Genomic DNA, 23,709 nt, shown 5'->3' with positions numbered 1-23,709 from the left:
TATGCGTATTCGCATGGAATGTCAGCAACCAGCCTAGCATTTGAAAGCAATCATACGATAGAGGAAGAATCAAGCACATTTTGTTGCGGAGAACCGGTTATTTTTATATTTTCCTGTCATTCCCTTATCGGATTCCGTCTAAAGACGGACAGAAAATCCACCCTTATCATGGTTACATCATGGATTTAAACACGTAAGATATAAGTGTACAACTCTTTGCGAAGAGTAAACCATTTTGTCTTTTTATGGCGGCCGGTTCATTTTTGGAATCGGCTTTTTTTTGTCATATCACAATTTTTTGAACCTTGCTTCTGTTAGCTGAAATCCTCTCAAAACTGATTGTGCCTGAGTAGAGGATGAACAATCAGGGCGGCTAAAAGTTTTAGCCATACGATCGTAGTCGCATAAAACTGAAGTCTATCAGGGATTTAACCATGGATTCGGATGATGAACGGGAGCACGATGGAAAAGACAGGATTGAATCAGTTTCATTCGGGGATAAGAAAAAAAGAAGGGGGGATACCTCCATGATTGAATATGGGATGACGAACCGGGCGGTTCAGACTATGTCCGAACGTTTTTGGTCCATCCGACGAGCGGATTAAAAAAATTTCTTAAAATTGTCAGGAAAGGATTGCGAAATGTTTGAAATTATCTTACACTATTTAAAACCTTATTTTTCTGAGCAGAGATGAGTTGAGAATGTCAGGTGAGTTGAGGACGAGTGGAGAGAGCTGAGATTTGAAACTGAAGATTCATCCTTTGTTTTTCCTCATTATTTTCCTCAACTGCCTCATTCTCCATAATTTATGGAGAGGTGAGCCAATTGAATCCTTCGTTTGACATTTTTTCCCGTGACAGTCTTCACTATCGGACTGTCCCTGTCACAGAGGTTTTCCACAGTGACACATTAACGCCCATTCAGATGTTTGCCAGTCTTAAAAATGAAGCCGTTTTTCTGCTTGAAAGCAAAGCTTTTCATGACCCGTCCATACGTTATTCATTTATTGGATTGAATCCATTTTTTGAAATGGAGGAAAAGTCAGGTCGTTTTTTGTTAAAAGATTTAACCTTTCATACCATTTCGGAAAGCCGGTCATTAAAAGAAGGGGTTCAGAGCATATCCGATAAACTCAAAGTCAAAACACCTGACTTGCCTGTGCCTTTTACCGGCGGTGGTGTGGGATACGTCAGCTATGAGGCAGTAACCGATTTTGAACAAATTATACTTAAACCTTCCGCTGATCAACCACGATACCATCTTTTGTTTTGTGAAACGATTCTGGTTTTTGACCATCTGGAGCAATCGGTTACCATTATCCATTTCGTCCGCATAAATTCAGAAAAGAACGATGGAACGTTAAGAGAAATATATGATGATGCACGGACGAAGATTGAAGGGATTAAACGCAGGATACAGATAAGAATCAACGTCGATGATTTAATGCTTTATCCGGAAGATTACGATCCTGAATCGCTGAACATGCAGTCCAATTATGAAAAAAGTGATTTTATCAAGGATGTCGAAAAGATTAAAGCGTATATTCATGCTGGAGACATTTTTCAGGCAGTTTTGAGCCAGCGCTTTCGAAAACGTGTTTCCATAAGCGGATTTGAGCTGTACCGGGTTTTGCGTCAGGTCAATCCCTCTCCCTATTTGTTTTATTTAAACTACCGGAACCGAGAAGTAGTCGGCAGTTCACCGGAACGTTTTATTCAAGTAAGCCATGGGTTGATAGAAATGCACCCGATTGCCGGCACAAGAAGAAGAGGAAAGAGCAGAGATGAAGATGACCGGATTGCCAAACAGTTGCTTGCGGATGAAAAGGAGCGAGCTGAACATTATATGCTTGTAGACCTGGCGAGGAATGATGTAGGAAAGGTTTCTGAATTTGGGAGTGTTCATGTCCCGGAGCAGCTTCAGATCAACTATTTTTCCCATGTCATGCACATTGTCAGTAAGGTGCGGGGAACATTGCGCAGCGATCTTCATCCAATTGATGCTTTTGTGGCTGCCTTTCCGGCAGGAACGCTTACGGGTGCACCCAAAATCAGGGCTATGGAAATTATTGAAGAATTAGAGCCTCAAGCAAGAGGAGTCTACGGAGGAGCAATCGTTTATTTTGGATTTGACGGAAATATTGATTCATGTATTACAATCCGAACGGCAACTATACAGGATCAGGTCATTCATATCCAGGCGGGAGCAGGGATTGTTGCTGATTCGGATCCTGAAAAGGAATATCAGGAAACAATCAATAAGGCAAACGGATTGTTTTATTCGGTTTTATTAGCTGAGCAGAGCCAGTTAAAAAGAGTTTAGAGGAGGAGAGCGCAAGTGATACAAAAGACGTTAGAAAAGGTCGTAAATGGAGAGACCCTGACAAAAGAAGAAGCATCGGATGTGATGACACGGATGCTTGAAGGGAGATTGTCATCAGAACAGATTGCAAGTTTGATCAGTATATTGCGTTTTCGGGGAGAATCAGCAGAGGAAATTAGCGGTTTTTTGCAGGCGATGCGAATGTTCATGAAAACGGTCGATCTATCGGAAGAAGGTCCGATTATGGATACATGCGGAACAGGGGGAGATGGTGCTTCCACCTTTAATATTTCTACTGCGGTAGCCATTGTCCTGTCATCGATGGGCGTTCGGGTTGCGAAACACGGAAATCGCGGGGTGTCTTCATCCAGCGGAAGTGCTGATGTTCTCGAAGTGCTGGGCATACCTGTGGAACAGAGCCCTGAAGAAGGTCAAAAGGCACTTAAGGAAAAAAGATTAACGTTTTTGTATGCCCCATTGTACCACTCTGCAATGAAACATGCAGCTCCTGCCAGAAAAGCCCTGGGCTTTCGAACGATCTTTAATATTCTCGGGCCGCTGGCCAATCCGGCTCAAACCAAACGGCAATTAATTGGACTGTTTGATTCAACGTTTGCAATGCCGATTGCCGAAGCACTAAAAGAGCACGGATCTGAGCATGTTTTGCTGGTGTCAGGGAAGGATGGATTGGATGAAATTTCAATCTGTGACACGACAGATGTGGTGGAACTGAAAGACGGCGACATTCGGCGCTACAGCATTTCACCGGACATGTTTGGAATGAAAAGAGGAAGCCTGAATGACCTGAGAGTGCAAAATCCAGAGGAAAGTGCAGAAATGATACAGTCCATTTTTAAAGGAGAAGCCAGCGAAAGTGCGTGTAATATTGTAATCTTAAATGCTGGTGCAGGTCTTTATGTATCAGGGGCATCTTCCAGCATCGCAGAAGGGGTCGAGAAAGTGAAAGAAGCGTTGAATGGTGGCCATGTCCATCAATACTTTGAAGGAGTGCTCAGGCAAAAGGGCGGGGAAGTCCATGCTGGCTGAAATGATTGATTATAAAAGAAAAGAAATCCAACAATTAATATTGCCACCTGCGGGTTCTTACCCACATTATTCCTTAAAAGAGTCGATATTGTCGAGCCCCTATCCTGCCGGTTTAATTGCTGAAGTAAAAAAAGCCTCTCCTTCTAAAGGAGTAATCAGAAAGGATTTTGACCCGGTAGGTATATCCAGCCAGTATGAACAGGCAGGGGCCAGTGCGGTTTCTGTATTGACGGATCAGCATTTCTTTCAGGGACACCGTTCGTATTTATCGGAAATTAAACAGCAGGTTCAAATCCCTGTTTTACGGAAGGATTTTATCATTGATCCGAAACAGGTGCTAGAATCAAAGCGTATTGGAGCTGATGCGGTCTTATTGATCGGCGAGGCACTGGAAATATCCCGATTAAACGAGCTGTACCAGTATGCAACTGAACTTGGTATGGAGGTATTAGTAGAAGTTCACCACATGACTACTCTGGAGAAAATTCTCAAATGCATGATCCCAGAAATCATTGGTATCAATAACCGCAATCTGGAAACCTTTCAGACTGATCTATCCCAGACTGAAACAATTGCATCTTCTGTACCAAAAGAAACGGTGCTAATCAGTGAAAGCGGGATCTTTACCCATGATGATGTTCTTCGGGTCAAACGTGCAGGCGCAGCCGGGGTGCTCGTCGGGGAAGCATTGATGAGGAAATCCGATTTACAAAGAGGAATCCGGGAGTTGATGAGGGGGGAAGAAGCATGACTGTTCTTGTAAAACTTTGCGGTAACCGTTCGCTGCATGACATACAAACAGTAAGAACTGTGGATGTAGACTATATCGGAGTGATATTCGCTGAAAGTAAACGCAAAGCAGAACCTGAACGGCTGCGGGAATGGCTTTTCCGATATCCCCTCGCGCCACAGCAAAAGCTGGTCGGTGTGTTTGTCCATCCGGACATGAAAGAGGTGGAATACATCCTGGATACAGTGTCTTTAAACGTAATCCAGCTCCATGGTAATGAGACGCCGTCATATGTATTAAACGTGAAAGAAACAACCGGTATTCCTGTATGGAAAGCGATTCGTCATCAAGAAAAGGGTATTGAATCTATGAAATCATTTGAAGGTCTTGTGGACGGATTTGTGATTGATTCAAAGGTCAAAGGCGCGTGGGGAGGTACAGGAATTCAGTTCGACTGGAATTCTGTTCCTGAATATACACGGGAAGCGAAAAGGCAGGGGGTTCCCTGTTTCATTGCCGGGGGAATACGGCCGGAAAATGTCGGGGATTTACTGAAACATAATCCAATAGGCATAGATATCTCCAGTGGAATTGAAACGAACGAGCGAAAAGATCCAGAAAAAATAAAAACGATGATAAGCCGGGTGATGACACATGAAGTATCCTGATTCTTTTGGGAGATTTGGAATTTTTGGCGGCAAATATGTTCCGGAAACATTAATGATGCCTCTGCAAGAATTGGAGGAAGCAATGGAATCAGCCATGAAGGATAAATCCTTCAACCAAGAATATAGGAACATGTTATCTGAATATAGTGGGAGAGAAACCCCTCTTACCTTTGCAGAAAACCTGACCTCACGACTAGAGGGGGCAAAAATCTATTTAAAACGTGAAGATCTAAATCATACCGGAGCTCATAAAATTAATAATGCCATTGGTCAAGCATTGCTGGCCAAACGAATGGGAAAACAGCATTTAATTGCCGAAACCGGTGCCGGCCAGCATGGGGTGGCAGCGGCCACCGTAGCTGCCAAATTCCATATGAGCTGCAAAGTGTTTATGGGTGTTGAAGACATCAGACGTCAGGAACTAAATGTATTTCGAATGAAACTGCTGGGGGCAGAAGTGATTCCGGTTGAAAGCGGCAATGGGACTCTGAAAGATGCGACGAATGAGGCTATCCGCTACTGGGTCAGTCATTGCGATGATCATTTTTATTTAATTGGATCGGTGGTTGGCCCACATCCTTATCCATTAATGGTGAGGAATTTCCAGGAAGTCATTGGTGCAGAAACGAAAAATCAGATACTTGCTCGGGAAGATCGCCTGCCGGATCGGATTTACGCGTGTGTCGGAGGTGGCAGCAACGCGATTGGCATGTTTTATCCTTTCCTGGATGAACCATCCGTGGAACTGATCGGCGCAGAGGCTGCGGGTCTTGGTTTAAGCACGAACCGTCATGCTGCCACCTTATCGAAAGGAACAAAAGGAGTGATTCATGGCTCCTACACGTATTTAATCCAGGATGAGGATGGACAGATTGTGGAACCCTATTCTATTTCTGCCGGCCTGGACTATCCGGGGATTGGTCCTGAACATGCCTTTTTATTTGATTCAGGACGGGTCCGTTATGAGGCGGTGACCGATCAGGAAGCGATTGAGGCTTTAAAACTTTTATCAGAAACAGAAGGAATTATACCCGCGATTGAAAGTGCCCATGCTGTTGCCCTCGCAACGAAAGAAGCACGAGCATTGTCTGTTGATGATGTGATTGTCATCAATTTGTCGGGCAGAGGAGATAAAGATATGCATACAATTATGAGTGTATTGGAAGGGGAGAAGAAGATATGAAACCTTTTAATGGAAAACTAAAAAGAAACGCTAACCTATTTATTCCATTTATCATGGCTGGAGACCCTTCCCCGTCCTTTACCGTTGATTTTGCCTGTATGCTGGAGAAAGAGGGAGCGGATATCCTGGAACTCGGAGTTCCGTATTCAGATCCCCTGGCAGATGGACCGACCATTCAACGTTCGGCAGACAGGGCACTCAAACAGGGGATGACCCTTAAAAAAGCAATGGACCTTGTTCCTCAGATGAGAAATCAGGGTTTAACCATACCTGTGGTGCTTTTTACGTATTTTAATCCCGTTCATCAATATGGAGAGGAAAACCTGATCAGAACCTTGCGGGAAAAAGACATTGATGGCTTATTAATTCCGGATCTTCCTTTTGAAGAAAGTACTGAGATAAAGGAACATTGCCTGAAAAACAACATAGAGCTTATCTCCCTGGTCTCGCCTAATTCAGCTAAAAGGGCGCAACGTATAGCCAGGGAAGCTTCGGGATTTCTTTATGCTGTTTCTGACCTCGGCGTAACAGGTGAACGAAAATCTCTAGTTTCTGGGATAGCAGGATTTATTAGAGAGCTTAAACAATACAGTGATGTTCCGGTGGCTGTTGGCTTTGGGATCTCAACCCATGATCAGATACAAATGGTACAACAATATGCAGATGGAGTCATTATCGGAAGCAGGATTATTCGTATGGTTGAAGAGTATATGAACAGCAGTGAAATACTTGAAGAACATAAAAAGCAAGCCCTGGCAGAAGAAATCAGAAAACTTTGGCAGGGTGAGGTGTGACGAGCAGAGACAAAGGAGAGACGTCATATGATTTTAGTTATTGATAATTATGATTCTTTTACGTATAACCTGGTCCAGTACATGGGGGAATTTACAAATGAAATTTGTGTCAGGCGAAATGATGAATGGACCCTGGAAGAAATAGAAAATTTGAGGCCGAAGCTGATCGTTATTTCCCCTGGTCCCTGCACTCCGAAGCAGGCAGGGATCTCTCTGGATGTGGTGAATCACTTTTCTGGCCGAATTCCTATTTTTGGCGTCTGCCTGGGACATCAAGTAATTGCAGAGGCATTTGGCGGCAAAATTGTTTCCTCCCCGAGACTCTTTCATGGAAAAACTTCACTGGTTCATCATGATTGCAGGTCAATATATGAGGATGTAGAAAATCCTCTGACGGTCATGCGTTATCATTCGTTAACGGTAGATCGTTCAACATTGCCCGAATGTCTGGAAGTATCTGCGTGGACTGAAAACGGAGAAATTATGGGAATCCGGCACCACATCTATGCCGTTGAAGGGGTCCAGTTTCATCCTGAATCCCTTTTTACGATGGAAGGAAAAAAATTGTTGAATCATTTGTTGTCCCGCTATTATCCTTCCGTTGAAAAGATTCAGAGAAAAGGTATATAAAACACCAAACAGGCACGGTTTTTATAATCAGAACCTGTTTGGTGTGAATGGTTTCCGCTAGCCAGCTGCTCTAATCAAAACAATCGGTCAATGGATCTTTCGTAGTTCACTTCTATTAGTGAATAGCGGTTAACCAAAGCATCTCTTCCATAGACCAACGTGCTGGCAAAGTTCCCGGTAACCTTTCCGTTAAACAGAGAGCCTGTACTTGTTGTTACTTCTTAGGTTTGCTGTCTAATATATCGTGATCTACATAACGTTCGCCATTCAGTTCACTGATAAGGTTAATGGCAACTTCAGCACCGTGTCCTGCAGTAATGATCGTATGCACACTTTTTCCGGCCACCGTTCCCGCTGCCCAGATATTCTTCTTGTTTGTCCGTCCCTGTTCATCTGTTTTTATATTTTTGGCAATTCGGGGTTCCTCGCCATCGACAATCTCCACGCCGAATTTCTCCGCTAATTTTACAGATAGTCCAGTTGCAAAAATGATATGTCTGGTTTCATAGTTGTGTTGTCCCATTTTAACAACGTAGTGGTCGTTGTGTTCCTCAATAGCCGTCACTTCATCGGATTTAAATTCAGCTCCAAACTTCTTCGCCTGTTCCAATCCTACATCAACAAGCTGAGGACCCTCTATGTCCATGACACCATAATGATTTTTAATCCAGGCTTTTTTCGTGATACTGTTTCCGTTGTCAATCAGTAACGTTTTTTTGCCTGCTTTAGCTAGAAAAATAGCAGCACTTGCTCCGGCAGGTCCTGCTCCAATAATGGCAACATCATACATCCCGCATCTCTCCTTTTCATTTCAGTCAGAATCGAGGGAAATGTTCCATATATTCATTGATTTCCCTACAATAGATAGTATAACGAATACAACTATTATTTATAAATAATTTGCTTTATTCTTCGTATATCATTTTCCTTGTCATTCCACCATCGACAACAATGTTCTCCCCGGTTACAAAGGAATTATCTGGATCTGTTAAGTAAAAACAGGCTTTAGCAACATCTTCAGGACGCCCGACTCTATTAACAGGATGCTGAAGATGGTCAACTTTCCTAAAGGCATCATTGTCGGTTGCAATCCATCCAGGGCTGACTGAATTTACCCGGATTTGAAAAGGGCCCAATGATAAGGCAAGAGCATGGGTCAGGGCAATAATCCCCCCCTTAGAAGCTGCATATGCTTCTGAATTTGGTTCAGACATAAAGGCCCTGGTCGAAGCGATGTTCACAATTCTTCCGTGAATATGATGCTTTTTCCACCTTATTGCAGCTTCTTTGGAGATTAAGAACACACTTTTCAGGTTTGTACTCAACATATCATCCCATTCATCTGCACTTAATTCAAATAAGCTTTTAAATTGGCTAATTCCAGCATTATTAATTACAATTGTTGGTATGCCGAACGTTGTACAAACCTCCTGGAACAGATTCTGGATTTCTTCTGGTTGACTTACATCGCATGGCATAAAAAGGGCACGTTGACCATCATTGTTCAATTTATTTTCCAAAATTCTGCCGTTTTTTTCATCGATATCTGCCATAATAATACTGGAACCTTTTTTTGCATATTGTTGAGCAAGTTCTTTGCCGATGCCATTGCTTGCACCGGTGATCAATACGATTTCACCAGTAAAATTCATACGTTACTCCCTCTCTTTTTTCCTGTTGGATTAGCTCTAATTTATTATAACCAAGAAAGAACGAGAAAAGGATTTTGAAAGCTTTTGTTTATCGTTTTATAATAAGGATAAGGAAGTGGAAGGTGGAAGACATGAAAACATTTAAGCTGATCAACCTCGATATCCTTGAGAAGCAGGGGGAAGAATTACATACATTAACGGTTGATCTGATAGACGGATTAATTATTAACCGCGAAGACGATCAAAACCGCTGGTTGATTGAGGCATATACAGATCAGGAATATCTCGAATTGTTTCAAAATGCAAAAAAAGTTGATCGTGATCTTGTCCTGCAGGTAAAAATATCTAAGGAAACCAACCAGCCTGCAACCTTTCTTGTAAAAGTAGTGGATATCAATCAAATAGGAGACAATATGAATGTGCTGTTCACAGGAACTATTGTCAACAAAAAGCAGGAGTATATCGAACAAGTTTTACAGGACTTGATTGACCAGGGGTATCAGGGCCAGGAATTACTGGAGAAGTTTAGAAAGAAATTTACAAGCTCAGTGTAACATCAATGCCCTCACCTGAAAATAGGTGAGGTTATTTTATTTTCAAATAAATGTAACGAAATAGGGAATGTACTATAGTTGAGCATGTGTCCGAAAAGACCGATAAGGGCAACGGAGTTCCATTTTTGTTTGGTAGAATCAGTTATGCAAAAAACATATCATTTGCCCTATAACCGATAATCATTTGAAAAGATATAGATATTTATTTATCAAACATTCACAGATCCTTAAGATCATGTTGCTATAATAGTAGAAGAATGTCAGAATAAAAAGGAATTTCAGGAATCAAAGGAGAAATGAATATGCAGGAGAAAGGTTTCCGTGAAAACTGGCTTGATAAACTATCCCCATTTCAAATGATTGCACTATTTTATTTAATGGCTGTAACCATTTCATGTATTCTGCTTGGAATGCCAGTTGCACATAAAGACGGAGTAGATTTGACTTTTATAGAACTGTTATTTACTTCCGTGAGTGCGGTTAGTGTGACAGGCTTAACTGTCATATCGGTGGTAGATACCTTTAATACTTTTGGGATCTTTTTATTGGCATTTGTTTTACAATTTGGCGGTATTGGGATCATGACTCTTGGCACCTTTATCTGGATTATTATTGGAAAAAAAATCGGCCTCAGGGAACGGCGATTAATTATGACTGACCAGAACCAGGTCACTTTCCGTGGAATGGTACGACTAATGATAGAAATTTTGAAAATTATCATATTTATAGAGCTAATTGGATTTATTATTCTGAGCACTTATTATTTACGATATTTCCCAACATGGGAAGAAGCTCTCTTACAGGGTTTTTTTGCATCCATTAGTGCCACAACAAATGCTGGCTTTGACATTACTGGACAGTCATTAATCCCTTTTAAAAATGATTACTTTGTACAGTTCATTCAGATTATTCTTATTATTTTAGGGTCTATAGGTTTTCCTGTCCTGGTCGAAGTGAAACAATATTTATTAACAGCTCCTGATAAACGGAAAAATATACGGTTTTCATTGTTTACAAAAGTAACGAGCTTAACTTACTTTATTTTGGTAGTGGTAGGTTTTCTCTTTCTGATCTTACTTGAATGGAACCACTATTTTGCAGGTGAAAAATGGCATGAAATCATTTTTTATGGTTTATTTCAGTCTGTAACCACGAGAAGTGCTGGACTTGCCACAATGGACGTCAGTATGTTAACGGAACAATCTCAGTTAATCATGTCTGCTTTGATGTTTATCGGAGCATCGCCAAGTAGTGTTGGGGGAGGAATTCGGACGACTACGTTTGCACTTATGATCATCTTTTTGCTCACCTTTGCAAGAGGAAAAAGAAGGATTCATATTTTTCGGAGAGAAATACATGATGAGGATTTGTTTAAAGCAGTGACAGTAACAATCATGGCATTATTTATTTGTTTTGGAGCAACAACTGTCTTGACAATAACAGAGCCATTTCCTTTAATGCCAATCATTTTTGAGGTAGCATCGGCTTTTGGCACCACAGGTCTGTCTATGGGCATAACGCCGGATTTAACCACAACGGGTAAGATTATTATTATCCTGTTAATGTTTATTGGCAGAATTGGAATTCTTACCTTCCTGTTTTCGTTTAACACCGAAAAGAAGCAGGGTGAATACCACTATCCAAAAGAGAGAATTATTATTGGGTAAAGTCATAGTCTAGGGGGAATATCAATGACAATGGAATCCCAGGGATTCAATCCCGGAGTTTTTGACTGGCTCTTAAAACATATAAAGGACGCCCTGATTCTCATCAATGAGTCCGGCGAAATTTTACAACTAAACCCTGCAGCAGATTTATGGCTTGGACAATCTGATGGAACGAAAAGGTCGATATATGAGTTTTTTGATATCAATCAGCTCAACGAAAAACGGGAAATACAATTATTAGCAAGAATGAAAACAAAAGATAGACGGTTATTTCAGCTGAGAATGTTTAAAGTGCAGGAGCAATTGTACTGTATTTTACTGCACCCTGTCCGATTTAATGAGTCCCGAAATAAAGTGTTCCACGAATTACACAGTAAGCGGGTGGATCCCATCGAAGGGATGGTGATTCATAACAACGGTAAAATCGTTGAATGTGACAGTTCTTTTGCCAAAATGTTAGGTTATACCCGTAAAGAATTACTGGATATGTCAGTTTTTGATCTGGTGGATCCCAGGTACCAGAAAATACTGGAGAAAAATGTGAATGCGACAGAAGAGTCTTCTTATCAATTAAAAGGCCGTAAAAAGGATGGAAGCACGTTATATGTGGAAATTTTATCTCAGCCTTATCAGGAAGATGATGAAATGTTGCGCATGGCACTTATCCGTGATATTACGGCACAGATTGAACATGAAAAAAGGATGGAATTCATTGCCTATTATGATGAACTAACGGATTTGCCCAATCGCAATTATTTTAATCAAGTTTTGAAAGAAACGATTGTGGAAACAAAGCAAGCCGGTGGGAAATTAGCTGTCCACTTCATGGATGTGGATTATTTTAAACAAATAAATGATACACTTGGCTACCATTTTGGAGATCAATTGTTGAAGGCATGTTCGGATCGATTAAAACAGTTATTGGATGAGAAGACGTTTATTGCACGGATGGGTGATGATGAATTTTTGGTGCTACAGCGAGACATTCAATCCAAACAGGAAGCAGAACAATTTGCTTTACAAATGATTACCGCTTTTGAAGAGCCCATTTTTGTTGCGGATTATGAACTTTATATAACTGTCAGCATTGGTATCAGCCTTTTTCCTGAAGACGGGGAAAACGCGAATGAGCTAATCAAACATGCTGATTCGGCTATGCACGTGATTAAACAAAATCAGCGAAACCATTATAAGTTATTTGAATCATCCATTTCGGAGAATTTTAAAGAAATGCTTCAGATGGAGACGGAACTGAGAAAAGCTTTTCGTGAAAACCAATTCGACATTCACTATCAGCCTCAAATTGATATTCAGACGGAGAAATTAATTGGCTTTGAGGCATTGCTGAGGTGGCATCACCCAGAGAAGGGGAATATTCCTCCGGGCGTGTTCATCCCCCTTGCAGAAAAGACGGGTTTAATTATGGAGCTGGGTGACTGGGTCCTCCGAGAAGCATGCAAACAAAATAAAAGATGGCAGAAAAAGGGATATCCGCCCGTAAAAGTCAGTGTAAATCTATCGGCTAAACAGTTTCTGCAGAAAAATTTAGTACAGAGAATCGCCGATATTTTGAAGGAAACGGGATTGTCTCCGCACTATCTGGAACTGGAAATTACAGAAAGTATGGCTGTTTCAAATGAAGAATTTATCATGGATACGTTGCATGGATTGCGGAATCTGGGGGTTCACGTATCTATTGATGATTTTGGAACGGGGTATTCGTCCCTTAAATATTTAAGTCAGTTTCCCATCAGTAAATTAAAGATCGACCGATTGTTTATCAGTGACGATAAGAAACAAAATCAGGCGATTGTTAAGTCCATCATTCACATGTCCCATTCCCTCGATATGAAAGTAATCGCAGAAGGGGTAGAAACAAAGGAGCAGCTGGAATTTTTAAGAAGCCAGATGTGTGATGAAATACAGGGGTACTATTTTAGTAAGCCCGTTCATCCAGAGGAAGCAGACCGGTGGCTTAGCCAGATCATTAAATAATGCGTGAATGTGGAAAACGGCTGACTTATGTTGTCAGCCGTTTTAAACGAACACCTTATCTATAAAAAGCTGTTCCGACAATGATCAGTAATATAAACAGTACAACAATCAAGGCGAACCCTCCGCCATAACCGTATGGGCGATAACAGGTGCCCCAGCCATACCCGTATCCATGCATGGTTATTCACCCCCTGAATGGTTTACACTTTTATCATATGTCAAACGTGGAAGTCGAGTATAGACGAATAGCCCGTTAATGCAAGAAAACATGAGCTTAGCAAGACTGGTACAGCCCACATCCTCCGGTCGCTAAGAAAGGACGGTCGGTGCAACTCGTGGCCAGAGTGATTTTAAATGGTCCGTGTGACATAACAGTACCACCAGGTTGGTTGTTCTCCAAAATGATAGATGTAGAGTCCTTAAAAAAGCTCCCTGCTCTCAAGACGAGAGAGGGAGCCGTCTTTAAATGTCATTACAACTTGAATACTTTCACCTGTTCATTTAATTGTTCAGCCAATTTAGCGAGTTCTTCTGCGCTGTTCGCAATATCTTCCATCGAACTGCTGGTCTGCTGGACAGAAGCTGACGCTTGTTCGACACCTGCTGCTGCTTCTTCAGAAACAGAAGCCACTTCCTCAATCGAGCGATTCATTTCTTTACTGTTGTCGCTCACTTCTCTCAAGTTTTCAGAGATGGATTGAATACTGGCCGCCACTTCCGTCAGGGACTGATTCATTTTTTCAAAGGTTTCGCCGGTCAGTCTGATTTGTTTTGTGCCGGACTCAACCTCGTTGTAACCGGATTCCAGGGAGTCCACAACGGTTTTTGATTCTGTCTGGATCGAGGAAACGATACGGGTAATATCCCCGATGGACGTGGAAACTTGTTCGGCAAGCTTTCGTACTTCATCGGCAACCACAGCAAATCCTTTTCCATGTTCCCCTGCTCTGGCGGATTCAATGGCTGCGTTAAGGGCAAGGAGATTCGTCTGTTCAGCAATATCTTCTATCACCTGTACCAGTTTGGAGATGTCCTGTGTCTGCTGGTCCAATCCTTTTACTTTTTCAACAGCATCATTTACGATTTGATTAATTTTCTCCATTTGTTCAACAGATTGATTCATCAGGGCCTGTCCTTCCTGGGTCATGGAAACCACTTCATTGGATGACTCGGAAATCAATTCTCCTTTTTCATAGGACTGCTCGATTTTTTCCAGGAAATCTTTCATCATTTCAGACAAATTCGTAGCACTGTTAGCCTGTGTTTCAGCCCCGGCTGATAATTCTTCCATGGTAGAAGCGATTTGTTCACTGCCTTCTGTAACCTCATTGGCTGACTGGGTAAGCTCTTCACTCTGGCTTGAGACCTGTTGCGAAGCGCCTGAAACATTTCGAATCATTTGCTTCAACCCATTTTTCATGGTGTTCATTGCACTGGCCAGCTCGCCCACTTCATCTTTGGTGCGGATGAATAAATCTTCCTGGCCGAGATTTCCATTAGCCATTTCCTTCATTTGATTTGTCACGATTGAAATCGGTTTTGCCATAGAATTCGAGAACAACCAGATAACAATTAATCCTGCAACAAGGGCAACACCAATTGTAATAGCTGTTGAGTAGAAAATTTCATTAGACTTTTGATTGAAGTCTAACATATATGTACTGGCCGCAATAATCCATCCCCAGTTTGGATCCTGTTCCGAATAGGTGATTTTCGGTTCGATAGAGTCTGGATCACTCGGTAGCGGCCATTCGTAATATGTAAAACCTCCACCGTTTTTAGCAGTTGTTACCGTTTCCTGAATGAACTTGTTTCCTTTTTTATCTTCAGCTTCCCACATGTCAACGCCTTCATCTGTTGGGTGCAATACAGTTGTTCCATTTTCATCCAGAGCAAAAAAGTATCCGTTTTTCCCTATATCTATCGACTGCTCTATTTTTCTTGTACCATCGTCCTGTTTTTTGCCTAACAGCATTTCCCTGGCTCTTTCCTGGGCTTCCTCAAGACTGATGGCTCCTTCTTCAACCTGCATATTTAGTGATTCAATCAGTTTGACCGCCATTTTGACACTATTTTCGAGATTCGTAGCACCGAGATCATCCAGCCCATTTTTACTGGATTGATAAGAAATCATTCCGATGGTAACCGAAGGTATGATCAGCAATATTAAACCGATTACAATCAGTTTGGTCCGAATAGAATGTGCATTCATTTTTTTCATATTCATTGATAACATCCCCCAAAAAAACCTCTGTTATTTTTTGATTTCTTCTAAATTCAATTGGTTTAGAATTTTTCCAATATCTCTATTGTTAAGCAATTCTTCAGGCTCCATGATTAAAATTAATCGATTTTCAAGCCTGGCTACACGAAAATGATGTTCATCAATATGGGATACCTGCTGGATGGAATCCGGTGATATATCCATGATTTCTTTCGCTTCTTCCACGACAATCCCCAGTTGATTTTCGTTAAATGAGATTCCAATGATCCTTGTGGTCGAATCCAGTCTGCATGATTGGGAAAATAAATAATGTTTCAGGTCAATTAGAGGAATAATTTGTCCCCGAACATGGGATACACCGAGTACAAAGGGGTTTGTCTTCGGGATTTGTGTAATATCTTCAAGGTGTTCTATGTAATTGACATGATCAATCGGTAACGCAAACTCGACTTCATGGACGCAAAAGGTTACGTACTTTTCCATCTTCATCACCTCCTTTAGCGGTTTTTCTTTTTATGTTTGTAACTTAGCTGTTTGTCGATTTCCTTAATTAAATTGACAATATCTTTCTTGGTGATGTTTTTTTTGCTTTTAAGTTTCATGCTACATCCTCCTCAAAGTCTGGTGGATCGTTTAAAGCACAAAGAAAAAAGACCCACCGAAAAAAGTGGATCTTAACATCCATCTTCTTCGGTAGCCGGCTACCCTAGTTCGTAGAACCTTAGGCCCGTGGTTTTGCGTCCCTACCTTTCGATAGGTTTGCCATTATCGGAAGAATTAGTCATTCAACTGTTGAATCTGTGAGATTTGACCTATTCCATTTATATCACAAACAGGTATATATTTCTACAATATTTTGAATTTTTTTCGTCAATATTCAACAAAAACCGTTTGAGCCCCAAATAAAGCCCCTGTTGGAGAAAGGGACAGGGGCAAATTAGGTTGAAGTGATTCACCTGACTTCGTCGGATGAACAAACAAAATCAAAAATAGGCTCATCCTTTTTTGGGTGGTAAATGACAAGCATCCAGCCGGGTTTCGTGATGATTTCACCTTTTCCAAGATAGGTTTGAACATCAAATGTAGTATGATGCACGAGGACATGTTTTCTCATATCACGTTTTTGAAAGCCATAGGAAGCAAAGGGATAAATTTCCCATAGCTTATCATATATGGTTTGCTTTTCGTCGAGGGTGATTGAATGGTTCCATAGCTTATGGGGCTTTTGTTTAAAGTTTCTATAAAAATCGATATACATCAGCCCTTCTATGATATCCAGGCTGGAAACGCTCTTTTCCTTTAAAAATTGATGCAGTCTTCTGAACAGATCGGTGAACTGATGGCCAATTTTATTCCATCCTTTTTTATGCCAGTAAATGCCGAACTCCTGAAAGAAATCAAATGGAGTAGGAAAAACATGATCGGTTATATACGGGACGGTATGGTTAAAAAATTGTTTATTCCAGTATTTCTCAAGTATGTCTTCAACCTGCTTAATCTTTGTGACATCGTCAAAGCTTAACACATGATTCGACAATACTTCGTAGGGGGCTTCGTCCATATACTGGTATCCCCATTGTTCGGCCTGAATTCTTAAACCTGTTCCTCTGAGCATTTTCAAAAATCCTAGCTGCAATTCTTCAGGTTTCAGTTCAAAGACGTCATTAAAGGTCTTTTTGAAAGAATCATAGTCCTCTTCGGGAAGCCCTGCGATTAAATCGAGATGCTGCACGACTTTCCCGCCTTCCCTAATCATGTTCACCGTCCGGCTCAGTTTGCCAAAGTCCTGCCATCTTTTAATCAGGCGGTTGGTCTGGTCATTGGTGGACTGAACCCCAATTTCGAAACGGAACAGACCTTCCGGAGCATTTCTGTTGATGAAATCCATCACCTCGGGTTTCATAATATCGGCGGTTATTTCAAATTGAAAAACATTGCCCGGCCGATGATGATGGATTAAGAAGTCAAAAATCTCCAGTGCATACGTTTTATCCAGGTTAAAGGTCCGATCAATAAATTTTATGGTTTTTGCTCCATTTTCCATTAAATAAGACAAATCATCCTTCATCCGGTCAATGTTAAAGTAGCGGACGCCGAATTCGATGCTTGACAGGCAAAACTGGCAGCGAAAAGGGCAGCCCCGGCTCGTCTCTACATACGTGATCCTTTTGGGCAGATCAGGTTTGTCTTCTTTGAACCGATATGGAGATGGGATGCGATCTAACTCAAGTTTTGGAGCGGGAGGATTAACCTGAACTTCACCATTTTTTGCATAGGTAATTCCAGGAATCATGTCAAATGGATCTTGATGCTTTATCGCATACAAAAGCGATTTAAATGTTTGTTCACCTTCCCCACGGACAATGACATCTACCTCCGGGAGTCTATCTATCCATTCTTCACTGTCATATGTTACTTCAGGACCGCCGACTACAATGATGGTATCAGGTGATATTTTTTTCAGAATAGATATCACCGAAATGGTCTCACGGATATTCCAGATATAACAGCTGAACCCAATGACATCGGGTTTTTTCATGTATAGTTTGCTGGCAATGTCCAATGGGTCATCTTTGATCGTAAATTCTTTTATCTCCACCGGAAACTCAGGCTCTGCATAAGCTTTTAAATAGCGAAGAGCTAGACTGGTATGAATATATTTGGCGTTTAAGGTAGCTACAATTGTTTTCATCGGTTACACCCCGGATCTATTAGATTCGTTCAACAAGAAAGAAGAGACCCTTTGCATAAGGGTCCCTGTTCAGCTAATTTCATGTTAGCTCAAGAGGGAAGAGAAGGCAAGCAGTAGGGTTATCTCAATCAGAGAAAAATGATTCATATCATCTTTTCAACCTGATCGGTTTTTTGCTATAATTTTTAAAATTCTATATTCTATGGAGGGAAAAGAACAGTGGCTGTCAGGAAGTGTACGTCCAAAGATCAAGAACAGGTGATGGAGTTTTTAAGAAGGGACCCATCTTTTCATTTATTTTTAATTGGCGATATTGAAAATCATGGTTTTGATCAACCATTTCAGGAGATATGGAAGGAAACGGACAACAGGGGTAATGTACGCAGTGTTTTACTGCGATATGAAAATAACTTTCTTCCTGCAGCATATGGGGATTTTGCAAAAGAAGAGTATGCAAGAATCATCCATGAATATGAACATGCTGAACAGCTGACCGGTAAAGACCGAGTCGTTTTAGAACTCGCATCTGCAACCAGTCACTCTTTTTCCAGATCAAGGGATTTTTATTTTGCTGAGCTGACAGGGGACAATTTTCAGCCGGAAGATTTTAACCAATTGCCCGTGAGGAGAGCAACAGCCGCTGATGCGGAACGGTTTTTCAACTTAAGAAGTCAAATAAAAGAGTTTCAGAACTCATCTTCAACCCCTGAAAGATGGAAATCCAACATTGAAAAGGGAAACTCCAGACTATATTATATTGAAAATGAACAGAGGGAAATGATTGCCTGTGCCGGCACAGCTGCGGAAAATGAATATTCCGCAATGGTGGTCAGTGTCTGTACCCTTCCGGAATATCGGGGCAGGGGATATGCTTCAAAACTTGTCTCGAAATTATCTTTTCATTTGCTGGAAGAGGGGAAGACGGCCTGCCTATTCTATGATAATCCGGAAGCAGGGCGGATCTATCAGCGTCTTGGTTACAGAGAAATTGGTATTTATAAAATGATGATGAAATCAAAAAACAGTGAATGACAGAAAATTTGTAGAAACCCTTGCTCTAAAAACGAGGCAAGGGTTTTAGTGTGGCAGACGTTAATCATTGAAAATCAAATCGTAGTACAGGGTGTTGCTGAAGCCACCTGACTCATTATAGGAGGGAACAGGTGTACCGCGGTTTAAACCGTCACTGACTATTTCATATTTCCACTCTGTTTTTAATCGTTTTCTGTCTTCCTCCGCATAAGATTCATCGGTCATGATCCAGCTTGCCACTTCAAAAAAATCCCCTGTTTTTTTCAGATGATATTTATACGGATCCCAGTTTAACACATAGCCCTGAGTTTTTTTCTCCCCTTTATAATTAAAGGAAAAACGGTGATCGTATCCGTCATCGATATATTTCGCTTCTGGCCAGTCAAATTTGACACCAATAGGGGAATGGGGGATGCTTAAACCATATTCCAGTTTAATAGACGAACCTCCAGAATACCTCGTTCCGGAAAAATCAGCTACCGCATGCTTCATGTATTCACCTGAATCTGTTCCGAATGCCACCTGAGCTCCTGCGACTCCCAGGCTTGAGCCCTCAACAGTCATATCTTTTTTTTCAGGATCATAATAATCAATCGTGGTTTTGTTTTCCGTTACCTCTGCTGTAACAAACCAGTATCTTCCATTTCCGTCGGTTGATGAAGGCCAGTTATAGTAATGGGTTAAGGTTAGTCTTTCAGTCCATTGATCGCCAAAAATCGAAAATGTCCGTTCATAAACTTCATCATAATGGGTATTGTATGACTTCGTAACAATTTGACTGGAGGTAACGTTTTTGGCTTTTGTATGGATGAATTGGTTATACCAGTAACGATTATAATATAATGGACTGCGGCTTTGGTCAGAGGTTAAGCGGATACGGATATAATCATTGTTCTCTGCTTTTACATATAATTCAACTTGACGGTTTACAACATAAATCGATAAAAGGTGGAAATGATTTGTGATATCAGCTGCTTCGATGATTTTATCTCCTTTAATATCACCGCTGAACTGAAAAGGGGTTCTATTGATGCTGCCGGAAATGTTTAGTTGATTTCCTGTAATCTGGAGATGGTTTACCAAAACCGTAACCGGGAGGGAGTACCTGGATGTAAGCTGGTTGTTTTCTACATAGGGACCGCGAAAAAGTGTTGCTTGTACCAGGATGTCTTCTCTGGTCTGTGCTTCCAGGCTTCCTGACAAATCAGGTGTCAGACAGAACAAAACCAGCAATACAGACAACCACTTTTCGATCATGAAATGACCTCCCAAATATGGTGGTTTGTCTATATTGTAAAGCCTATATGGAAGAAATTGTATTGAATAAAAAAATTCGGGATAGGCGGTTTGAACAGATATGGTGCAAATGTTTTGAAGAATAAAGTAAGTTGAATGAAAACAGGGGGATTTACAACTATCATGTAACTTATTTATCCCTGCTACAGGCTCCTATTGAACATATTATGCCGTAAATCTATCCATGTATGAAAAACTTTCCATCATAAACAAATATAAAACAAGCATAGATGATTCACATATTTTGTCAACCCTCTATTTCATAAGAAAAGGACCGAAACATATGCCCATTTGTTGATTCTTGCAATGGGGAAACTATATTTCTAATTTGATTTCTTCATTGAACAATGCATCATGTTTCTGAATAACTGTTTCACATCAATATCAAGTGATTTTATAACGACAATCATTTGTAATACTCGTTTAATATGAAAATGAAGGCTATATACTGGAGGGATATCGAATGAAGATAAAGTGAGGAGAGGCCTGCTTTCCTATCCGTCAGTTACAGGAAGGCGATCTTATATGTAAAACATCATCGCCTTCCTCTAATCAGTCAATCTCCATTCACAAAGTCTGCCGTAAATTCATTATTTTTTCCAGCGCTTTTATTCAACTACTTTAAATTCTTTCTGAGGCATGATATGGTACTCTCTTGCTGTAACGTGAGAGATGACATAATAGGTGCCAGGTTCATCAAAAGTATAATCAATATAATAAATCCCATCGCCTTCCAGGGTTCCTTCGATTTCCTGATGCTGATCATCTGGATCTCCGTCTTTCCACAGTTCAAATTCGACTTCATCTGCATCGTTCACCGTTTCATCTCCCTGGGTAACACGGCATTGAATTTGTACAGTTTCTCCAACCTCTATTTCATCAGGCATTAAAATTTCAACATCGACAAATTCCGGCATTGAGCTATTAGAATGAGGGTCTTCACCAGCGCATGCGCTGAATGTAAAAATGATTAAGAAAATGACAGGATATAACCATTTCTTCATTTTTTGATCTCCTTTTATGGGAACTTTCTTTTATTGTATCAGCTTCCATTCATATAGGGAACCAATCTGTATATTTTGTAAAAAAATATTCATGATTGCTGTTGATTTCTCGGATTCACGGGCAATTTTCTTGACGCAGGAAATCAAATTAACCTACGAAGAGATATACCAGAGGCGGATACTCATGGCTATGACAACCACGATTAAAATAATACGGACCCATTTTTCGCCTTTTTTAACAGCAAAGCGACTCGCGAGGTATCCGCCGATACTGGTGCCGATGGCGAGGGTAATCCCGTATAGCCAGTGAACCTGATCATTGATGATAAATACGGCTAGTGATGTAAACATATAAATCCCGACGATAAACACTTTTAAACTGTTAATATGAACAAGGTTTAATTGTGTGAATAGGGATAAGGCTGAAATGATCAAAAAGCCTACACCTGCCTGAATAAACCCCCCGTAAAATCCGATCAGCAGGAAAATAAAAACGAGGGCTACTTTTTGCCGAAGCTGAAGCTGTACCCCCCTGGATCGAATTTGTTTATGGGGACGAAAAACTAAAACCAAAAGAACCATGATCATCACAATGGATAAAATACGGTTAAAGGCTTCATCGGATAAATCGATAGCTGCATGTGCTCCGAAAATGGAACCAATCACTGCAGGCAAAGCCAGCAATAAACCCAGCTTCCAGTGGAAGATACCGCTTTGACGAAATGACAGTATAGCGGTAATGTTCTGAGCCATAATGGCAATTCGATTGGTTCCATTGCTCAGGGCAGAAGGGAGCCCGAGAAAAATTAAAACGGGCAAGGTAAGCAGAGATCCGCCTCCTGCCAGTATGTTAATAAACCCTGCAATTATACCTACCAGAAGGATCAAGATAATTGTAGCCGCAGACATCATTTAACCCTTTCCTTTGTTAAATCACTTTATTATAACAGGTTTTCCTAAAAATGAAAACGAAAGAAAAAACCCGCCGGTATGGCGAGTTTTCATTCATCTATTCACTGGATTCTGCATCGGTATCCTGGGGCGGTTTATGCTCGGTAGTGGATAAAAGTTCTTCACTGCTATCAAGTATTTTTAACTGATCATTTTCATAACCGACTGTATATTGAATTTTATAATGTTCTGTAATAAACGATTGGTCATTCTTTCGTAAATCATAATCAGCGTTCAGGGAAACCGATACCTGATCATTGTCCAGAAGACTGGCTTCTACATTGCGGACAGTTATATTTGTGATATGGATATAACTTTCTCTGAAATCCTGGTAAGATGTATGCATTTGCCACTGGCTGCCAAGAAGCGCGTATGCATTAAAAAAATCCCGCATTTGCAAACTTTCATAAAAATAATTGACAATATACTCGGCATCCTGAATTAGCTGGTCTGAATCGATCGTTTCATAGAGGGATGTGTACCCATCAAAGTCAAGTTCTTGATGATCTGCCCTGTCTGACCACATGTTAATCAGATCATATACCTGTTGTATCGGAATGCTGAATCCTATGGAGCCATTAGGTGTTCCCGCAGAGTTAATGCCGATAATTCTTCCGGTAGATGAATGGATTAAAGGTCCACCGCTATTTCCCTGGGAAATAGGAGCCGAAATCTGGTACACATCTTTATATTCATATCCGTCAACTGTAAATGAACGGTTTTTACCGGAAATAATCCCCAGCGTAACCGTGTTTTGAAAGCCGAGCGGACTTCCAACCGCAATGATTTCATCCCCGATGTCAGCTTCAAACGAGGGAATGATCGGAAGAGGGTTGCGGTTGACCAGCTGGGGAACACGGATGACTGCTATATCTTGTTCCGTCCCGATTCCGATTAAAGCACCTGGATAGGTTCTTGCATCGGATGTCTTGATATAGATCGAGTCAGCCCCTTCAACGACATGGGCATTTGTAATGACATCACCTTTGTCGTTATAGATAAATCCAGATCCGGTTGTCTGACCGCTTTCTCCCTCAGCTTCAATCTGTACCACAAATTTTTGGGCATCGTGAATGATCGTTTTAAAATCCAAATTTTTATCAGATGATTCTTTAACGATTTGTGCCGATTCATTCGGTACGGAAAGCGCTTTTTTATCCCATGATTGAAAATAAAGTACCATGGTTGCAACCGTCAGGATGACTAGCAAAATGGTTACTGTTATAGGCCAGAAAATATGTTTATGTTTCATCATCTCACTCCGTTT

Annotated in this window: 22 protein-coding genes and 1 riboswitch; of the genes, 12 read left to right on the top strand and 10 right to left on the bottom strand. The window is 41.0% G+C overall.

Annotated features, from left to right (window positions below; genetic code table 11):
* The 8 genes from EDD68_RS15440 to EDD68_RS13460 form a co-directional block, all read left to right on the top strand.
* Window positions 1-189: hypothetical protein (locus tag EDD68_RS15440; RefSeq protein WP_207902592.1), on the top strand; the 189-nt coding region annotated here is incomplete at its 5' end.
* A 628-nt stretch (window positions 190-817) separates the two neighbouring features.
* Window positions 818-2,323 (top strand): anthranilate synthase component I, encoded by a 1,506-nt coding sequence (trpE, locus tag EDD68_RS13490; RefSeq protein ID WP_424399170.1) that lies wholly within the window; start codon window positions 818-820, stop codon window positions 2,321-2,323.
* 15 nt (window positions 2,324-2,338) lie between these two features.
* On the top strand, window positions 2,339-3,370 hold the full coding sequence (gene trpD / locus EDD68_RS13485) for an anthranilate phosphoribosyltransferase (protein WP_132372816.1): 1,032 nt from the start codon (window positions 2,339-2,341) through the stop codon (window positions 3,368-3,370).
* The gene (trpC, locus tag EDD68_RS13480; protein ID WP_132372815.1) at window positions 3,360-4,121 is read left to right on the top strand and encodes an indole-3-glycerol phosphate synthase TrpC; all 762 of its coding nucleotides are present in this window, start codon (window positions 3,360-3,362) and stop codon (window positions 4,119-4,121) included. The genes trpD and trpC overlap by 11 nt, the downstream gene beginning before the upstream one ends.
* A complete protein-coding gene (locus EDD68_RS13475; protein WP_132372814.1) occupies window positions 4,118-4,768 on the top strand; it encodes a phosphoribosylanthranilate isomerase in 651 nt (216 codons plus the stop codon). Before trpC ends, EDD68_RS13475 begins: the two co-directional genes overlap by 4 nt.
* Window positions 4,755-5,951, top strand: coding sequence for a tryptophan synthase subunit beta (gene trpB, locus EDD68_RS13470; RefSeq protein WP_132372813.1), 1,197 nt, complete (start codon window positions 4,755-4,757; stop codon window positions 5,949-5,951). The genes EDD68_RS13475 and trpB overlap by 14 nt, the downstream gene beginning before the upstream one ends.
* Entirely contained in the window at window positions 5,948-6,745 is a 798-nt protein-coding gene (trpA, locus tag EDD68_RS13465; RefSeq protein WP_132372812.1) for a tryptophan synthase subunit alpha, read from the top strand. The genes trpB and trpA overlap by 4 nt, the downstream gene beginning before the upstream one ends.
* A gap of 27 nt (window positions 6,746-6,772) precedes the next feature.
* On the top strand, window positions 6,773-7,375 hold the full coding sequence (locus EDD68_RS13460) for an anthranilate synthase component II (protein ID WP_132372811.1): 603 nt from the start codon (window positions 6,773-6,775) through the stop codon (window positions 7,373-7,375).
* A gap of 214 nt (window positions 7,376-7,589) precedes the next feature.
* Here the strand turns inward: EDD68_RS13460 and EDD68_RS13455 are convergent, their stop codons facing one another.
* Both EDD68_RS13455 and EDD68_RS13450 read right to left on the bottom strand, forming a co-directional pair.
* Window positions 7,590-8,165 (bottom strand): FAD-dependent oxidoreductase, encoded by a 576-nt coding sequence (locus EDD68_RS13455; protein ID WP_132372810.1) that lies wholly within the window; start codon window positions 8,163-8,165, stop codon window positions 7,590-7,592.
* A gap of 115 nt (window positions 8,166-8,280) precedes the next feature.
* The gene (locus EDD68_RS13450) at window positions 8,281-9,027 is read right to left on the bottom strand and encodes an SDR family NAD(P)-dependent oxidoreductase (RefSeq protein ID WP_132372809.1); all 747 of its coding nucleotides are present in this window, start codon (window positions 9,025-9,027) and stop codon (window positions 8,281-8,283) included.
* 131 nt (window positions 9,028-9,158) lie between these two features.
* On the opposite strand from EDD68_RS13450, the gene EDD68_RS13445 reads away from it, so the two are divergent.
* The 3 genes from EDD68_RS13445 to EDD68_RS13435 all read left to right on the top strand — a co-directional run bounded on the left by EDD68_RS13445 (window position 9,159) and on the right by EDD68_RS13435 (window position 13,243).
* A complete protein-coding gene (locus EDD68_RS13445) occupies window positions 9,159-9,581 on the top strand; it encodes a YwpF-like family protein (protein WP_132372808.1) in 423 nt (140 codons plus the stop codon).
* Between the two features lie 302 nt (window positions 9,582-9,883).
* Window positions 9,884-11,248 (top strand): TrkH family potassium uptake protein, encoded by a 1,365-nt coding sequence (locus tag EDD68_RS13440; protein WP_132372807.1) that lies wholly within the window; start codon window positions 9,884-9,886, stop codon window positions 11,246-11,248.
* Window positions 11,249-11,272: 24 nt separating this feature from the next.
* Window positions 11,273-13,243 carry a sensor domain-containing protein gene (locus tag EDD68_RS13435; RefSeq protein WP_132372806.1) on the top strand — a complete coding sequence of 657 codons (1,971 nt, stop codon included), beginning with the start codon at window positions 11,273-11,275 and terminating at the stop codon, window positions 13,241-13,243.
* 55 nt (window positions 13,244-13,298) lie between these two features.
* On the opposite strand, the gene EDD68_RS13430 is transcribed toward EDD68_RS13435, so the two are convergent.
* From EDD68_RS13430 to EDD68_RS13415, 4 genes are all read right to left on the bottom strand, one after another.
* Window positions 13,299-13,421: a YjcZ family sporulation protein gene (locus tag EDD68_RS13430; protein WP_132372805.1), complete on the bottom strand. Its 123-nt coding sequence runs from the start codon at window positions 13,419-13,421 to the stop codon at window positions 13,299-13,301.
* Window positions 13,422-13,715: 294 nt separating this feature from the next.
* Window positions 13,716-15,470 carry a methyl-accepting chemotaxis protein gene (locus EDD68_RS13425; protein WP_243646875.1) on the bottom strand — a complete coding sequence of 585 codons (1,755 nt, stop codon included), beginning with the start codon at window positions 15,468-15,470 and terminating at the stop codon, window positions 13,716-13,718.
* A gap of 27 nt (window positions 15,471-15,497) precedes the next feature.
* Window positions 15,498-15,950: a chemotaxis protein CheW gene (locus EDD68_RS13420; protein ID WP_165902192.1), complete on the bottom strand. Its 453-nt coding sequence runs from the start codon at window positions 15,948-15,950 to the stop codon at window positions 15,498-15,500.
* Window positions 15,951-16,156: 206 nt separating this feature from the next.
* Window positions 16,157-16,241: riboswitch (cyclic di-GMP riboswitch) on the bottom strand.
* Between the two features lie 178 nt (window positions 16,242-16,419).
* Window positions 16,420-18,159, bottom strand: a complete 1,740-nt coding sequence (locus tag EDD68_RS13415) for a B12-binding domain-containing radical SAM protein (protein WP_132372803.1) — start codon at window positions 18,157-18,159, stop codon at window positions 16,420-16,422.
* 219 nt (window positions 18,160-18,378) lie between these two features.
* Here EDD68_RS13415 and EDD68_RS13410 point away from each other — a divergent pair, with 219 nt between their 5' ends.
* A complete protein-coding gene (locus EDD68_RS13410; RefSeq protein ID WP_132372802.1) occupies window positions 18,379-19,191 on the top strand; it encodes a GNAT family N-acetyltransferase in 813 nt (270 codons plus the stop codon).
* Between the two features lie 60 nt (window positions 19,192-19,251).
* On the opposite strand, the gene EDD68_RS13405 is transcribed toward EDD68_RS13410, so the two are convergent.
* The 4 genes from EDD68_RS13405 to EDD68_RS13390 all read right to left on the bottom strand — a co-directional run bounded on the left by EDD68_RS13405 (window position 19,252) and on the right by EDD68_RS13390 (window position 23,694).
* Window positions 19,252-20,448, bottom strand: a complete 1,197-nt coding sequence (locus tag EDD68_RS13405; protein WP_132372801.1) for a hypothetical protein — start codon at window positions 20,446-20,448, stop codon at window positions 19,252-19,254.
* A gap of 647 nt (window positions 20,449-21,095) precedes the next feature.
* Window positions 21,096-21,491, bottom strand: coding sequence for a FixH family protein (locus EDD68_RS13400; RefSeq protein WP_132372800.1), 396 nt, complete (start codon window positions 21,489-21,491; stop codon window positions 21,096-21,098).
* A 153-nt stretch (window positions 21,492-21,644) separates the two neighbouring features.
* On the bottom strand, window positions 21,645-22,400 hold the full coding sequence (locus EDD68_RS13395) for a sulfite exporter TauE/SafE family protein (RefSeq protein ID WP_132372799.1): 756 nt from the start codon (window positions 22,398-22,400) through the stop codon (window positions 21,645-21,647).
* Between the two features lie 100 nt (window positions 22,401-22,500).
* A complete protein-coding gene (locus EDD68_RS13390; RefSeq protein WP_165902191.1) occupies window positions 22,501-23,694 on the bottom strand; it encodes a S1C family serine protease in 1,194 nt (397 codons plus the stop codon).
* Window positions 23,695-23,709 lie beyond the last annotated feature (15 nt).

It is taken from the genome of Melghiribacillus thermohalophilus, assembly GCF_004342905.1.
In the GTDB taxonomy this organism is placed as follows: domain Bacteria; phylum Bacillota; class Bacilli; order Bacillales; family Alkalibacillaceae; genus Melghiribacillus; species Melghiribacillus thermohalophilus.
The sequence above is the reverse complement of the archived record's forward strand: the minus strand, read 5'-3'. Positions and strand labels throughout refer to the sequence as shown.

Coding starts and splice junctions, on each gene's coding strand:
- trpC (WP_132372815.1), top strand. CDS start 3,360: ATGCTGGCTGAAATGATTGATTATAAAAGAAAAGAAATCCAACAATTA.
- EDD68_RS13475 (WP_132372814.1), top strand. CDS start 4,118: ATGACTGTTCTTGTAAAACTTTGCGGTAACCGTTCGCTGCATGACATA.
- trpB (WP_132372813.1), top strand. CDS start 4,755: ATGAAGTATCCTGATTCTTTTGGGAGATTTGGAATTTTTGGCGGCAAA.
- trpA (WP_132372812.1), top strand. CDS start 5,948: ATGAAACCTTTTAATGGAAAACTAAAAAGAAACGCTAACCTATTTATT.
- EDD68_RS13460 (WP_132372811.1), top strand. CDS start 6,773: ATGATTTTAGTTATTGATAATTATGATTCTTTTACGTATAACCTGGTC.
- EDD68_RS13455 (WP_132372810.1), bottom strand. CDS start 8,165: ATGTATGATGTTGCCATTATTGGAGCAGGACCTGCCGGAGCAAGTGCT.
- EDD68_RS13450 (WP_132372809.1), bottom strand. CDS start 9,027: ATGAATTTTACTGGTGAAATCGTATTGATCACCGGTGCAAGCAATGGC.
- EDD68_RS13445 (WP_132372808.1), top strand. CDS start 9,159: ATGAAAACATTTAAGCTGATCAACCTCGATATCCTTGAGAAGCAGGGG.
- EDD68_RS13440 (WP_132372807.1), top strand. CDS start 9,884: ATGCAGGAGAAAGGTTTCCGTGAAAACTGGCTTGATAAACTATCCCCA.
- EDD68_RS13435 (WP_132372806.1), top strand. CDS start 11,273: ATGACAATGGAATCCCAGGGATTCAATCCCGGAGTTTTTGACTGGCTC.
- EDD68_RS13430 (WP_132372805.1), bottom strand. CDS start 13,421: ATGCATGGATACGGGTATGGCTGGGGCACCTGTTATCGCCCATACGGT.
- EDD68_RS13425 (WP_243646875.1), bottom strand. CDS start 15,470: ATGAATATGAAAAAAATGAATGCACATTCTATTCGGACCAAACTGATT.
- EDD68_RS13420 (WP_165902192.1), bottom strand. CDS start 15,950: ATGGAAAAGTACGTAACCTTTTGCGTCCATGAAGTCGAGTTTGCGTTA.
- EDD68_RS13415 (WP_132372803.1), bottom strand. CDS start 18,159: ATGAAAACAATTGTAGCTACCTTAAACGCCAAATATATTCATACCAGT.
- EDD68_RS13405 (WP_132372801.1), bottom strand. CDS start 20,448: ATGATCGAAAAGTGGTTGTCTGTATTGCTGGTTTTGTTCTGTCTGACA.
- EDD68_RS13400 (WP_132372800.1), bottom strand. CDS start 21,491: ATGAAGAAATGGTTATATCCTGTCATTTTCTTAATCATTTTTACATTC.
- EDD68_RS13395 (WP_132372799.1), bottom strand. CDS start 22,400: ATGTCTGCGGCTACAATTATCTTGATCCTTCTGGTAGGTATAATTGCA.
- EDD68_RS13390 (WP_165902191.1), bottom strand. CDS start 23,694: ATGAAACATAAACATATTTTCTGGCCTATAACAGTAACCATTTTGCTA.